We start from the raw sequence: 13787 nt of genomic DNA, 5'->3' as shown, positions 1-13787 counted from the left end.
CCATTGATTAAGCACCGTACCGCGCAATACGGCGGGCGCAGGAAGCGATAAGCAGCATGATCACCACGCCGGCGCCAAACACGGCGCCCAGGCTTGAATGGTGAGCGATGAAACCGATCAGGGCCGGGCCACTCAACAGGCCCGTGTAACCGATCAGCGTGACGCCGGCCAGGGCGTAATCCGAGCGCACACCGGGCTGGTTGCCCGCGGCGGTAAACAGGATCGGCACGATGTTGGACAAGCCCGCGCCCGCCAGGATGAACCCGCCCAGTGCTACGCCCGGGCGGTCGACACTGACCAGCAGCAGAATGCCCGCCGCCGCGCACAGGCTACCGAGCACCAGCACGCGCTGGCGGCCCACGGCGTTGACCAGGCGGTCGCCGTACAAGCGGCCGAGGGCGACGGCAATGGAATACAAGGTGTAGCCAAAGCCTGCGTGGCTTTTTTCCATGTTGCGTTCGGCGTGCAAAAACACCGCAGACCAGTCGAGCATCGCGCCTTCAATCATGAAGATGAAAAAGCACAGCGCCGCCAGAAACAGCACGCCCGGGTGTGCCAGCGCCTGCAGCGTGCCTCCCGACTCACCGGCCACCGCCGCCCGTCTGGTCAGCAAGTGCGGGCTGGCCTGAAACACCACCAGCGCGATCAGCAACGCCACCAGCGAAATGGCCGGCAACGGCATCAAGCCGGCCCACAACAGCAGGCTCACGCCCCCTGCGCCGGCAACCCCGCCAATGCTGTAGAAGCCATGAAACCCGGACATCCGCGCCTGCCCGCTTTCGCGTTCGACAATCACCGCCTGGGCATTCATCGACACATCCAGCAGCCCGTTGACCGCCCCAAACACCAGCAAGGCCGCGGCAATCGCCACCGGTGAGGCGGCGTACATCATGAACGGCAGCACCAGGCAAAACACCACAGAGCACACCAGGATCAGCGTGCGGCAACCGAACCGGGCAATCGCTCGCCCGGTAAACGGCATGACCAGCATCGACCCGGCGGCGATGCAAAACAGCAGCAGGCCCAGGGTTGCATCGCTCACCTCCAGCCGGGTTTTGACAAACGGGATCAACGGCGCCCAGGACGCCATGCCCAACCCGGCGATGAAAAAGATGCTGCGTGTGGCGCGTTGCTGGCGAACATTTGAATCAAGCATTGCGGCAGATACATTCACAGGGCATTCACCTCCTTTGGCACCGAGCGCAGGGCCGGCTCAGCTCAGACTTTGCGCCACCGCCAGGTAGTCGGTGTAGATCTGCGGCGAGCCGGAAAACGACGCCAGTTGCTTCCACTCCTCGTACATCTGTTTGGTGTCGCGGTGGGCCCGGGCAAAGATCGCCGCCTCGTCGGTGGCGATATCCGGTTCGGGGTAAAACACGTCCAGCGCCGCCTGGCTGGCGATCTCCATGAACACTACATATTGGTCCAGGCGGTTGCCCCGCTCGCCCTTGAGCAAGCGGAATTTCCAGTCCGGGTAATCCTCGATGCGGTGGTGGTTTTGCGCGATGAACGTCTCGAACGTCTGCGGCTGCACGTCGGCGCGCAATGCCAGGTTATGCAAGCCGACCACCCGCGCCACCGGTTCCTTGCCGGGCCGGCCTTCATAACGCGGCCCGTCAGGCACCGTGCTTTTGGTGTTTTCCGCCAGCAGCCGATAGTCGGTGAACAACGTGGGCAGTTCGCTGTACGTGCCGTAGCGCTTCCATTCGCCGAGAATGTCCAGTGCCTCGGGGTGCTCGCGCCAGAACTGGCGAGCCAGCTCGGTCTTGTTCCCGTCGGCTTCCACGTAGCGATCCCGCTGCTCGGCGCTGTCGATCTCGAACAGCATCAGAAACTGCCCGGCCCGCTCACCGCGCAGGCCACGCAGCAAGGTCCAGCGCCAGCCGGGGTAGCACGGCAGGTATACGCCCTTGTGACGGACAAACTGCTCGAACTGCTCGGGCGTCACCCCCGCCTCATGGTCGATGGCCACGTAGTGCAGGCTGAACACCGGGGCTTTGGGTTGAGCCATCAGTGGCCTCCAGCGGCTTGGGTGTCGAATTGGGTATTGATGACCGCTTCGACCAGCGTCACGCCGTTGGGCTTCAGGTGCACGCGGTCGCCCTCCACGGTGACCAGGTCTTTCTCCACCAGCTTGTCGAGGGTGCGGCTGATGACCGGGTTGTCGAAGAAGCTGTTGCCGCCAAAGCGCTGTTTGAACACGGCGTCATCCACCGGGATCAGCGTGGACAAGGCCATCTTGAACGCGTTGACTTCCCGCGCGAGCGCCGACATGCCCCGGCTGTTATCGATAGGCAGGCGGTCTTCGTCCAGCGCCTGTTTGTACTTGGCATAGCCGGTAATGTTGATGGCTTCGGCGCGGGTGCACTTGGAGCTGCCACCCAGGCCGATCGCGACTTCCGGGTACTGCTTGTCAAGGTCGGTGATCAGGCCTTTCCACTTTTCCGGCTCACGCTGCTTCTGGTGAAAGTACATGGTGGGGTGTTCGCCATACCCGCCGTTCAGGTGCTCTTCGACCACTTCGCGCATCTGGTACTGCTTGCCCAGGCCCGGAAAGGTCATGTTGTTGATGTTGATCAGCCCCTTGCGTTGCCAATGGCTCTGTTTCTCGCCCGACACGCCCGTGCGGCTTTTCATGAATTCTTCCATGTGCAGCTTGGCGATCACCACGTGGGACAGCTCCAGCTCCAGGGTGCGCTGCATGTCATATTTCACGTCGTCCACGCTTTGCCCCAGCATGCCGTAGATAAGGTCGACACTGACCCACTCAAGGCCCAGCTCACGGGCGAAGTAGATGGTGTCCACGCATTCTTCGGCCGAGTGCATACGCCCGCAGGCGGTGATGATGCGGTCATCGAACGACTGGGCGCCGAAGCTGATCTTGGTAAACCCCAGCTCCTTGAGCAGCAGCAGGTATTCCTTGTTCAACGTGCCCGGCTCACCTTCAAACCGCATGGTGGCGACCGAGAAATTGAAGTGGCTGCGGTAGAACGCCATCAGCCTGCGCAATTCGGGGTCCGGCAACAGCGAAGGCGTGCCGCCGAAGATGTTGAATTCGCCGACTTCGGCGTGGGCCAGGCTCGGGACTTTTTCCAGCCACATCATGGCTTCCTTGATGTTGTAGTCCACCAGGTCCTTGAACACGATTTGCGAGGAGGCGGCCTTGGGGTTCAGGATCACCGTGGGGTACTGACAGAAATGGCAGCGGTAACGGCACGTGGGAATGTACGCCCACAGATGGATCTGTTTGGCCTGCCTGATTTCGTTGTCCATGTCCTGGAAAAACGACGGCAGCGGGTAGTCGGGGATGTCGCCGGGAAACACGTGGCAACCGAACGGGTCGTTGTACACATACTCCAGAAACGCGCTGTTATCCGGGTGCGCGAGGAAGTCGTAGACCCGTGGCGTCGGGTAGTTCGGGTCGATGTCGTTAAGTGATACAAGCGCTTCACTGGTCATCAGAACACCCCGCCGTTGGCAAAATAGTTATGGGCTTCACCCGACTCGCGGTCTTCGGCGAAGTAGTACACAAAACGTTCGAAGTCCTCGTCCTTGACCGTTTCGAAGCATTCCGGCAAGGGCGGCGCATAGCCGATGTCTTCGCCCACCGCGCGACGCAGCGCGCTGAAAATCTCGTCGCGAAACTCGAAATACAGGCGGTAACTGGGGGTTTTGTAGGCATGGATCGGCTTGAAGTCGATCACCCGCGAGCTGTGCTTGATTTCATGAATGCGCTGGTACATGCGGTCAGCCACCGGGCCGCCGAAGAAGTCACGCACGGCGGGGTTCTCCAGCAAAATCTGCGGATTGAGCAGGGCCGGCAAAGCGATGTTTTTCGGCACGAAATCCTTGATCGAGTAATGCCAGGCCTGCACCGACTGTTCCGGCGTGGTGTCGCTCAGCGTGGGGATTTGCTGTTCCACGTCCGGGCGCACGTCTTTCATGATGATGATGCCGTCCTGACCGTAGGCGTTGCCCGTGATCACCTCGTCCAGAATCGTATCCACACGGCGGCTGTTGATTTCGATACGCGAGTTGTGGGCATAGACCGGCTTGCCACCCCAGGCGATCACGCGGATGCCGAAGTCCCAGTCATCGGACAGGTGCTCCACGAAGCGCCCCTTGTCCAACTGGTAAAAAATCTCGATCCCGCCGACCTTGTCGTACAAGCCCCGCTCCACCGCGAAACCCTTGCCATCCGGGAAACCGCCGAACAGCGAGAAGGACACTTCACGGCAGCGCAGGGTTTTCTGGATCTCGTTGTACAGGTTCGGTCGATTTACGAAGGCGCTTTCGTTGTAGTAGTAATTACAGGTGCCCAGGTCGCCGTTGTCCTCGATCATTTTCAGGATCAACGCATGCAGCCAATAAGGGTCTACGGTGCAATCGGCATCCGCCGAGACGATGTAGTGCTTGTTCTCTTCACCGAGCCGTATGTCGCGGTTTCGCGAGCGCACGGAGGCGTAATCCATGCCGCGTTTACGGGCGGATGAAACCCCCTGGGTGGTTTCCTCAATCACAAAAATATCAAGTGAGGGGTTATTGGCCTTGAATGCATTGATTTTCTGGATGGAGTCGTCCGTCGAGTTATTGTCGACGAAGATCAACTCATACGTGGCATGGCTTATCAGGCCCGCCTCTGTTTTTTGATTGAACAAAGAGTCCAGCACACTTTCTATGCGGTCGCTTTCGTTATAAAGCGGCAGCACCACCGAGACAAACACGGAATCACGCATACTTTCTCCGGAAGAATTCAAGTCCAACATGCCCATTACGTTATTGGCGAGTGCCCGCCGCCCGATCGAGAAGTTGCGGCGCGCCACTTTCTCCATCAGCAACCTGTTATTCAACAATTGGTAAACTTCGTCGATAAAACCATCATCCGGCAGCCCGTCCTGTTCTTCAGTAATCGACATGATGGGCGCTTCAAAACCGTGTTGGCCGTACACCTCCTGATAATATTCATACCGTGTTGCGATATAACAGCGACGACTACTGATGGCTTCACCGACGGGATTACCGTAACTGTCATACCCCCAGGATGTTAAAAAAGACACCAGGTCGCAGGAGTAATAAAGGTCTTCAATACTGATGTCGGATTTATTCGAGCGAATCAGGTCATGGGATAACGAACCGATAAACTTGACGTAGGCTTCGACGTGCAGTTCCTTAACCTGTGCGTTCAACGCAGCGAAGAACGCCGGGTGTTCTTCAGGATCACCTGCCACCGCCAGATACACCCGGCGCGGGCTGCCGCTGTTGGCGAAGCGCTGGTTAAGCTTCTGCACCAGGTAGATATCCCGGTCCTGGCGTTTTTGCGGAATGATCCGGGTGGTGCGGGCAATCAGGATATCGGTGTCCCGGATATCCAGACGCTCCTTGATGTTGGTGTAGTGCTTCTGCCCACTGAAGTCATAGGTGTTTTTGCGCACCTTGACTTCCACTTCATGGTCGCACCAGGCTTCGAGCCGGTTTTTCAAATCGTTATTGAGTGTCACATAGGAGATGTGCCGCGAGCGCACCGGTTTGACCGCGTGGGTATAGGGCTCCGGCCCGTATTTCATGGCACTTTTTTCGCTGCTCCACATTAAATCGTGGTCACGCCAGATCACGAAGTTACCCAGACCCTGCTGGTTGCCGTAGGCCTCGATCGCCAGATAAAGCGCCTGGGTATAAATGATGTTTTCGGGCAGCGTGCCGTTTTCGACGATGACGTAGCGGATATTCAAGGCATCCCATTGCTGGATGATGCGCTGGGCCAGGGCCTGCGCCGAAACACGTATGGCACTGGCAAGCCGGTCTTTTTCGTCGGCGGAGGCGGGTGTTTTCTCGGCGATCAGCACCGCGTGGGAATGCTCGATGAAGTCGACGTTGTAATGAGGCGTGGCGTCGATATTCTCGATTCGCACCAACGTGAAGAGGTCTTTGTACAGGTCTATTTCGTAACTATAAGGCTTGTTGAAGTTGCCCTTGTCCAACTTGATGTCATACCCCAGATCGAGATAAAGCCGGACACCCTTCTGATCAAAACCCTTGGCGATCTTCAGTGCCTCAACAGTAATTCCCGATACCGCGACAGCATCAAATGATATAAATATCGCTCCGGCAGGCATAGCAATACTCTCCAAACCAATGTAGATGCATGGATGATCACGTATTCAAAAAGACTACTTGGACGACGCTAAACGTTCGCCATAAATAACAGAGCGCTGAATAACGCAGACGCCGAGCATGTTAATGCGGCGACCCAATACTTTTTTGCACTTGAAGACGCGCAAGCCAACGCTTGCGTATCGCGTCTTTCAACCGTTTGAGGTCATATGTCGATGTGTGCTTTTAGTCTTGTCATATTTATTGTTTAAAAGCCTCCCTGGTAACAATCTGTAGGAAAAAATACTCGTCTGTACCAGTGAAATCAAGGCTCTTGTCGTACAAGTTTTTTATTTTTTTAAGGGCTAATCAAAAGGGCGACATTTGCGACAGTTCCTGCGGTTATGCCCTTTAACTGCTAGCCTCAGGCCATTAATGGCATTGCGCCTAATAACCATAAGTTCGGTTTTTATTTCAGTATCCAATCAATAAACGCGTACGGCCCGGCGGCTCGGCCTGGCAGCATTGCTCTGCACGCAATCGTGCCGGCACGGGTGACACCCGGGTCAAAAAAACTCAGACTAGCGCTTCAGGAATGTGTCAAAGCCTTCGAAAAGCCCCCACCGGGGCCGTGTTGTTTCACCTGACGATGCTTTTTATGCCTAATCAAACCATCAAGACCCCCTGCGTCGGCCTGTGCTCCACCGTTTACGGTGACCTGGTGTGCCGCGGTTGCAAGCGCTATCACCATGAAGTGATCCAGTGGAATGGCTACAACGCCGAAGAGAAACAAGCCGTGTGGCTGCGCCTGGAGCAATTGCTGGTACAGGTGATGGCGAGCAAGCTGGAAGTGTTTGATCCGCACCTGCTACGCCAGCAACTGGAAGCCCGCAAAATTCGCTTTGTGCCGCATCAGTCGCCGTACTGCTGGGCTTATCAGTTGATCGCACGGGGTGCACGGGTGATATCCAAACTGGATGCTTATGGCCTGGCGTTGCTGCCCGAGTTTCGCGAGCGCCACCTGGCGGAGTTGCGCGATGCGATTGACCGGGAGTTTTTCCTGTTGTCGGAGGCGCATTACGAGCGGTACATCGCCCCGGGTTTCCTCAAGGAAGCTTTCGGCCCTGCCCTGATTGCCACCTTCTAAGCCACACCACAAAACCCATGTGGGAGCTGGCTTGCCGGCGATGGCGGTCTGTCATCCGATGCATCTGTAGCTGACCCACCGCTATCGCAGGCAAGCCAGCTCCCACCTTTGATCTCTGTTGCTCAGAAGATCCAGGACGGTTCACGCTCGGCCTGCAAGCCGTACTTCTCTACTGCCTGCTGGCACACCTCCCGCGCCAAACTCCCCTGCTCCACCAACGCCGTCAGCGCCGCCAGTACGATGTGATGGCGGTCCACCTCGAAGAAATCGCGCAACGCCGCCCGTGTATCACTGCGACCGAAGCCGTCGGTGCCGAGCACGGTGTAGCGGGAATCAATGTACGAACCAATCATCTGCGGCACCGCGCGCACGTAGTCAGACACCGCGATCACCGGCGCGCCCAGGGGCAGACAGGCGTTCACATGGCTCACGCGCGCCGCCTCCTGCGGGTGCAGGCGATTCCAGCGCTCCACCTCCCGCGCATCCCGCGCCAGTTCGCTGAAGCTGGTAACGCTGAACACCTCGCTCGCCACCTGCCAATCGTCGGCGAGCAACTGCGCTGCCGCTTGCGCTTCGCGCACCAGGGTGCCGGAGCCGAGCAGACGTACCCTGGCGTCGGCGACGCCTTCGAGGCGATACATACCCTTGATGACCGCCGCTTCAACGCCCGCGGGCAGGCTTGGCTGCGGGTAGTTTTCGTTCATCAGGGTCACGTAGTAGAACTCATCCACATCGTGTTCAAGCATCTGGCGCATGCCGTGGTCGAGGATCACCGCAAACTCGCCGGCGAATGCCGGATCGTAGGCGCGGCAATTGGGCACGGTGGCGGCCGTGAGGTGGCTGCTGCCGTCCTGATGCTGCAAGCCCTCGCCGCCCAGCGTGGTGCGCCCCGCCGTCGCGCCCAGCAGGAAACCCCGGGCGCGCTGGTCGGCGGCGGCCCAGATCAGGTCGCCGATCCGCTGGAAGCCAAACATCGAGTAATAGATGTAGAACGGCAACATGCGCAGGCCGTGCACCGAATAACTGGTGGCCGCCGCGACCCAGGAACTGATGGCGCTGGCCTCACTGATGCCTTCTTCAAGAATCTGCCCATCGGTGGCTTCGCGATAGCTGAGAATCGAGCCGATGTCTTCCGGCTCATAGCGCTGGCCGACGCTGGAATAGATGCCGATCTGCTTGAACAGGTTGGCCATGCCGAAAGTCCGCGCCTCGTCCGCCACAATCGGCACGATGCGCGGGCCCAGCGCCTTGTCCTTGAGCAGGTTGGTCAGCATGCGCACAAAGGCCATGGTGGTGGACATTTCCTTGCCGTCAGCGGCGGTGGCGAAACCGGCGTAGCCCGTGACAGGCGGCACGCTCACCGTTGCGGCGACCTGGCTGCGGCTCGGCACATAACCGCCCAGCGCGTTACGCCTTTTATGCAGGTAACGCAGCTCCTGGCTGTCGTCGGCGGGTTTGAAGAAGCTCAGGGATTCGGTCTGCTCATCGCTCAGCGGCAACTGGAAGCGGTTGCGGAAGGCAATCAGCGCTTCACGGTCGAGCTTCTTTTGCTGGTGCGTGGTCATCTTGCCCTGCCCGGCCTCACCCATGCCAAAGCCCTTCTTGGTCTGGGCCAGGATCACCGTGGGCTTGCCCTTGACCCGCCGCGCCGCGTGGTAGGCGGCGTGGATCTTGATCATGTCGTGGCCGCCACGCTTGAGGCGGTCGATTTGCTCATCGCTCATGCCTTCGACCAGCTTGGCCAGCGCCGCGTTTTGGCCGAAGAAATGCTCACGGTTATAGGCTCCGTCCTTGGCGGCAAAGGTCTGGAACTGACCGTCCACGGTGTTCGACAGGGTGTTGACCAGCGAGCCGTCGGCGTCTTTGGCCAGCAACGCATCCCAGTCCGAACCCCACACCAGCTTGATCACGTTCCAGCCGGCCCCGGCGAACAGCGCTTCCAGTTCGTCGATGATCCGCCCGTTGCCCCGTACCGGGCCGTCGAGACGTTGCAGGTTACAGTTGACCACCCAGGTCAGGTTGTCCAGGCCCTCACGGGCGGCCAGGGTCAGGGCCGACATGCTTTCCGGCTCGTCCATTTCACCGTCGCCGAACACACCCCAGACGTGGCGGTCGGCAGTGTCCAGCAGGTTGCGATGTTGCAGGTAACGCATGAAGCGCGCCTGGAAAATCGAGCTGATCGGGCCAATGCCCATGGAGCCGGTGGGGAACTGCCAGAAGTCCGGCATCAACCACGGGTGCGGGTAGCTGGAGAGACCGCGTGCGCCCACCTGAGGCCCGCCGATTTCCTGGCGATAATGGGAAAGGTCCTGCTCGCTCAGACGCCCTTCGAGGAACGCCCGTGCATAAATACCGGGCGCGGAATGCGGCTGATAGAACACCAGGTCACCGCCGAAGCTGTCATTGCGGGCGCGGAAAAAGTGGTTAAAGCCCACTTCGAACAAATCCGCCGCACTGGCGTAACTGGCGATATGCCCACCGAGCTCGCCATACGCCTGATTGGCGCGCACCACCATGGCCAGGGCATTCCAGCGCACCAGCGAGGCCAGACGCTCTTCGGTGGCCAGGTCACCGGGAAACGCCGGTTGCTGCTCGACGCTGATGCTATTGATATAAGGCGTGCCGTGGCGGGGTTTCCAGTCGATGTGCGGCGCGCTACCTTCGCGGGCCAGCAGGTCGAGGATTTGCCGCGCCCTGGCTGGCCCGGCGTTGGCCACCAGCGATGCCAGGGCGTCGCGCCACTCGTCCAGCTCTGCCTGGTCCATTGCTGTTTGATTCACTGCACTCGCGAAACCGTTCATGGGCACCTCCGGGCTTTTTTTCCAGTTTATGGCGGTGCCAAAGGATTTTTTGCCTGATATCAGGCGCAGTTTTCATGAATTTGAGCATGAATCACTGCAAAAGGTCTTTTCGCCAGCACGTTGTGCTTCGATGCCCACACAGTGCGCAACTGTGTTTAAAATGCCGCCCGCTCAATGACTGACGTTTAACGATGAACCCGGACGCCCTCGCCACCCTGCACGCCCACTTGCTCACCGTTCTGGCCAACCCGCCGGCCGAAACCCGCCGCCTGTTTCACGGCCGTGGTCGCTGCTGGCCGGGGCTGGAGCAGTTGACCGTAGACTGGTTGCAAGGCGTGGTGCTGGTCTCGCTCTTCAAGGAGCCCGAGCCTGCGCCGCTCGACGCCCTGAAACACCTGTTGCAAACCGGGTTCGGCGCTTACACCGTCGCCTTGCAACACCGCTACCTGCCGCAAAGCACCACCGAATGGCTGTGCGGTGAAGCCGTGGATGAGCTGACCATCACCGAAGGCGGCCTGCGTTACCTGATCGACCTGGGTAAAAAACAGAACAGCGGGCTGTTCCTCGACATGCGCTACGGCCGCAACTGGGTGCGTGAGCAGGCCGAGGGGCAACGCGTGCTTAACCTGTTCGCCTACACTTGCGGGTTCTCGGTGGCGGCGATTGAAGGCGGTGCCGACCACGTCGTGAACCTCGACATGGCCCGTGGCGCCCTGAGCCGGGGCCGCGACAACCATCGCCTGAACGGTCACGACCTGAGCAAGGTCAGCTTTCTGGGCCATGACCTGTTCAAGTCCTGGGCAAAAGTCACCAACAGCGGCCCTTATGATCTGGTGATCATCGACCCGCCGTCCTTCCAGAAAGGCAGTTTTTTGCTGACCAAGGACTATCAGCGCGTGCTGCGTCGCCTGCCGGATTTGCTCACCGCGCACGGCACAGTATTGGCCTGCATGAACGACCCGGCCTTCGGTGAAGACTTCCTGATTGACGGCGTCACCCGCGAAGCACCGGGCCTGCACTTTGTGGAGCGGCTGGAAAACCCGCCGGAATTTCCTGATATTGACCCGCAAAGCGGTTTGAAAGCCTTGGTGTTCCGTCAGGGCAGATGCCGAAACGCCTGACGCTTGCTACGCTAAGTGATACACCGGGGCGGTGAACCTTATTACCCCCTTCCCGGTCGATACCTGCATTCCCCGGCCAGACTCGACGGCGTTACGTTGTCGGCTGCCCCGTTTCACCTTTTTGGAGAACCGCCCGTGATATCGACCCTGCATGTAGCCAGACTCAAAGCCTGGGGCGCCCACGGCTTCACCGCCACCGGTGTGGTGCTGGCCTTCCTGGCCACCCTGGCGCTGCTGGAAAACTCGCCCAAGGCCTGCCTGTTGTGGCTGGGCCTGGCGCTGGTGGTCGATGGCGTCGACGGTTCCCTCGCGCGGCGGGTCAATGTCAGCACGGTCTTGCCCAGCTTCGACGGCTCGGTGCTGGACCTGGTGATCGACTACCTGACCTACGTGTTCATCCCTGCGCTGTTTATCTACCGCTATATCGACCTGCCGGACTTTACCCACCTGTTTACCGTGTCGGTGATCCTGGTGTCCTCGCTGTTCTGCTTCTGCAATGTGAACATGAAGAGCAAGGACAACTACTTCGTCGGCTTTCCGGCGGCATGGAATGTGGTCGCCTTGTGCGTGTACATCATCCAGCCTGAAGCCTGGGTAACGTTGGCAACCGTGATCGGCCTGGCGCTGCTGACCGTCACGCCAATGAAGTTTTTACACCCGTTTCGGGTCAAGCGCTTCATGCCGATCAACATCGCGGTGACCACCATCTGGTTGCTGTGCAGCTTTTTGATGGTGGTGGATTACCCGAATACCAACCCGTGGACATTTGGATTGTGGTCGCTGATGTCGGCGTATTTCCTGGGGATTTGTGTGTGGCGTACGGCGCTGGAGTGGCTGGGCACCCATAAATAAAATGTGGGAGCTGGCTTGCCTGCGATGCAGACAGCTCGGTATGTCAGTTGCACCGCAGTGATGCTATCGCAGGCAAGCCAGCTCCCACACAAGCCAGCTCCCACATTGGAACTCCATACAGCTGGCGAGTAAGATGGCGGCCTTTGGCGCAGCCCCTTCGCTGCGCACTCTGCCAATAATAAGCCTGCCCATGCCCTTCGAACTCAGCGTTGACCTCACCACCCTGGCCATCCTGGCCTTTGTCGCCTTTATCGCCGGTTTCATCGACGCCATCGCCGGCGGCGGCGGCCTGCTGACCACCCCGGCCCTGCTCACCGCAGGCATGCCACCGCACCTGGTACTGGGCACCAACAAACTGAGTTCCACCTTCGGCTCGGCCACCGCCAGTTTCACCTTCTATCGGCGCAAGCTGTTCCACCCGCGCCAATGGGTGCACGCCATCGTCGGCACGCTGATTGGTGCACTGAGTGGCGCAATCGTCGCCCATTACCTGCCCGCCGAAACCCTCAACAAAATGCTCCCGGTGATTGTCTTCGCCTGTGGCGTCTATCTGCTGTTCGGCGGCACGCCCAAGGCGCCGCTGGACGCCGAGGCACCGATCAAGAAGAAATGGCAATCCACCCAGGGCTTTGGCCTGGGCTTCTACGACGGCGTGGCGGGCCCCGGCACGGGCGCGTTCTGGACCGTCAGCACGATGCTGCTGCACCCCATCGACCTGGTCAAAGCCAGCGGCGTGGCGCGCAGCATGAACTTCGTCAGCAACGCGGGCGCGCTGACGGTGTTCATCATCAATGGTTCGGTGGACTGGATCGTCGGCCTGGCGATGGGCGTTTCGGTGATGTGTGGCGCGTTTTTTGGCGCACGCAGCGCTATCAGCGGCGGCGCCAAATTCATTCGCCCGGTGTTTATCACCGTAGTCCTCGGCCTGACCGTGCGCCTAGCCTGGCAGCACTGGTTCAGCGTGGCCTAAGCGGCGCGCCAAGTAGAGGTCGATCAGGTAACGCGCAATCGAACGTGACGCCGGCAACGGCGGCAGGTCGTGGATGTTGAACCACTGCGCGTCCTCGATCTCGTCGGCCTGGGGCACGATGTCGCCGCCGGCATATTCGGCGTGGAAGCCCAGCATCATCGAATGCGGGAACGGCCAGCACTGACTGCCCATGTACTGGATGTTCTTGACCTCCACCTGCACTTCTTCGCGCACTTCGCGAATCAGGCAGTCTTCGGCCGACTCACCCGGCTCGGCGAACCCGGCCAGGGTGCTGTAGACGCCAGTGACAAAACGCGGCGAGCGCGCCAGCAGGATTTCGTCGCCACGGGTCACCAGCACGATCATGCTCGGTGAAATCCGTGGGTAGCTGCGCAGGTCGCACGCCTGGCAATACATCGCACGCTCGCGCGGCACCTGGACCATGGCCTGGCCGCAACTGCCGCAGAACCGGTGTTCCCGCGCCCAGGTGCCGATCTGCGCCGCGTAGCCCAGCACTTTGTACAGCGTGTGGTCGCCTTGCAGCATGAAGGCGCGCAGGCCCTGCCAGCTGCAGCCTTCCACATGGGCGGCGGCGTCCAACTCCAGCAGGTACACCGGCTCGCCGTCGAGGTGGCCGATACCGTGCTCGGCGAACACCGGCAGGTCCTGGCGCTTGAGCCACTCCCTGGGGAACAGCGGGCCATTGGTGTCATGCAAAAAGCCTTCGCGGCTGCGGGCCACGGCCCAGCCGCCGGGGGCGTCGTTGTCCAGCAGCGTTGTGGTAATCCAGCCTGGGGTCATGTCAG

10 protein-coding genes are annotated in these 13787 nt (G+C 59.8%); 4 read left to right on the top strand and 6 right to left on the bottom strand.

All coding sequences use genetic code 11. From position 1 onward, the window contains the following. Window positions 1-7 precede the first annotated feature (7 nt). The 4 genes from ATI14_RS21240 to ATI14_RS21225 are packed head-to-tail and all read right to left on the bottom strand — an operon-like array spanning window position 8 to window position 6113. Window positions 8-1156: an MFS transporter gene (locus ATI14_RS21240; protein WP_016969112.1), complete on the bottom strand. Its 1149-nt coding sequence runs from the start codon at window positions 1154-1156 to the stop codon at window positions 8-10. A 57-nt stretch (window positions 1157-1213) separates the two neighbouring features. Next, window positions 1214-2011 carry a hypothetical protein gene (locus tag ATI14_RS21235; RefSeq protein WP_016969111.1) on the bottom strand — a complete coding sequence of 266 codons (798 nt, stop codon included), beginning with the start codon at window positions 2009-2011 and terminating at the stop codon, window positions 1214-1216. Further along, entirely contained in the window at window positions 2011-3459 is a 1449-nt protein-coding gene (locus ATI14_RS21230) for a radical SAM protein (RefSeq protein ID WP_080520686.1), read from the bottom strand. Before ATI14_RS21230 ends, ATI14_RS21235 begins: the two co-directional genes overlap by 1 nt. Next, the gene (locus ATI14_RS21225; protein ID WP_016969109.1) at window positions 3459-6113 is read right to left on the bottom strand and encodes a glycosyltransferase; all 2655 of its coding nucleotides are present in this window, start codon (window positions 6111-6113) and stop codon (window positions 3459-3461) included. The genes ATI14_RS21230 and ATI14_RS21225 overlap by 1 nt, the downstream gene beginning before the upstream one ends. A gap of 635 nt (window positions 6114-6748) precedes the next feature. Between ATI14_RS21225 and ATI14_RS21220 the strand changes: the two genes are divergently transcribed. After that, the gene (locus ATI14_RS21220; protein WP_026083357.1) at window positions 6749-7237 is read left to right on the top strand and encodes a DUF1289 domain-containing protein; all 489 of its coding nucleotides are present in this window, start codon (window positions 6749-6751) and stop codon (window positions 7235-7237) included. A 122-nt stretch (window positions 7238-7359) separates the two neighbouring features. Here the strand turns inward: ATI14_RS21220 and mdeB are convergent, their stop codons facing one another. Further along, window positions 7360-10038, bottom strand: coding sequence for an alpha-ketoglutarate dehydrogenase (gene mdeB, locus ATI14_RS21215; protein WP_031319433.1), 2679 nt, complete (start codon window positions 10036-10038; stop codon window positions 7360-7362). Between the two features lie 191 nt (window positions 10039-10229). Between mdeB and ATI14_RS21210 the strand changes: the two genes are divergently transcribed. From ATI14_RS21210 to ATI14_RS21200, 3 genes are all read left to right on the top strand, one after another. After that, window positions 10230-11159 (top strand): class I SAM-dependent methyltransferase, encoded by a 930-nt coding sequence (locus tag ATI14_RS21210; RefSeq protein WP_080520687.1) that lies wholly within the window; start codon window positions 10230-10232, stop codon window positions 11157-11159. 135 nt (window positions 11160-11294) lie between these two features. Next, window positions 11295-12011: a phosphatidylcholine synthase gene (gene pcsA, locus ATI14_RS21205; RefSeq protein ID WP_016969134.1), complete on the top strand. Its 717-nt coding sequence runs from the start codon at window positions 11295-11297 to the stop codon at window positions 12009-12011. Between the two features lie 190 nt (window positions 12012-12201). Beyond that, window positions 12202-12981: a TSUP family transporter gene (locus ATI14_RS21200; RefSeq protein WP_016969135.1), complete on the top strand. Its 780-nt coding sequence runs from the start codon at window positions 12202-12204 to the stop codon at window positions 12979-12981. Here ATI14_RS21200 and nudC read toward each other — a convergent pair. Next, the gene (gene nudC, locus ATI14_RS21195; RefSeq protein ID WP_016969136.1) at window positions 12949-13782 is read right to left on the bottom strand and encodes an NAD(+) diphosphatase; all 834 of its coding nucleotides are present in this window, start codon (window positions 13780-13782) and stop codon (window positions 12949-12951) included. The genes ATI14_RS21200 and nudC overlap by 33 nt on opposite strands. Window positions 13783-13787 lie beyond the last annotated feature (5 nt).

The sequence above is a fragment of the Pseudomonas tolaasii NCPPB 2192 genome (genome assembly GCF_002813445.1).
Lineage (GTDB): Bacteria > Pseudomonadota > Gammaproteobacteria > Pseudomonadales > Pseudomonadaceae > Aquipseudomonas > Aquipseudomonas tolaasii.
This window is presented reverse-complemented; position numbering and strand designations above follow the sequence as displayed.

Coding starts and splice junctions, on each gene's coding strand:
- ATI14_RS21240 (WP_016969112.1), bottom strand. CDS start 1,156: ATGCTTGATTCAAATGTTCGCCAGCAACGCGCCACACGCAGCATCTTT.
- ATI14_RS21235 (WP_016969111.1), bottom strand. CDS start 2,011: ATGGCTCAACCCAAAGCCCCGGTGTTCAGCCTGCACTACGTGGCCATC.
- ATI14_RS21230 (WP_080520686.1), bottom strand. CDS start 3,459: ATGACCAGTGAAGCGCTTGTATCACTTAACGACATCGACCCGAACTAC.
- ATI14_RS21225 (WP_016969109.1), bottom strand. CDS start 6,113: ATGCCTGCCGGAGCGATATTTATATCATTTGATGCTGTCGCGGTATCG.
- ATI14_RS21220 (WP_026083357.1), top strand. CDS start 6,749: ATGCCTAATCAAACCATCAAGACCCCCTGCGTCGGCCTGTGCTCCACC.
- mdeB (WP_031319433.1), bottom strand. CDS start 10,038: ATGAACGGTTTCGCGAGTGCAGTGAATCAAACAGCAATGGACCAGGCA.
- ATI14_RS21210 (WP_080520687.1), top strand. CDS start 10,230: ATGAACCCGGACGCCCTCGCCACCCTGCACGCCCACTTGCTCACCGTT.
- ATI14_RS21200 (WP_016969135.1), top strand. CDS start 12,202: ATGCCCTTCGAACTCAGCGTTGACCTCACCACCCTGGCCATCCTGGCC.
- nudC (WP_016969136.1), bottom strand. CDS start 13,782: ATGACCCCAGGCTGGATTACCACAACGCTGCTGGACAACGACGCCCCC.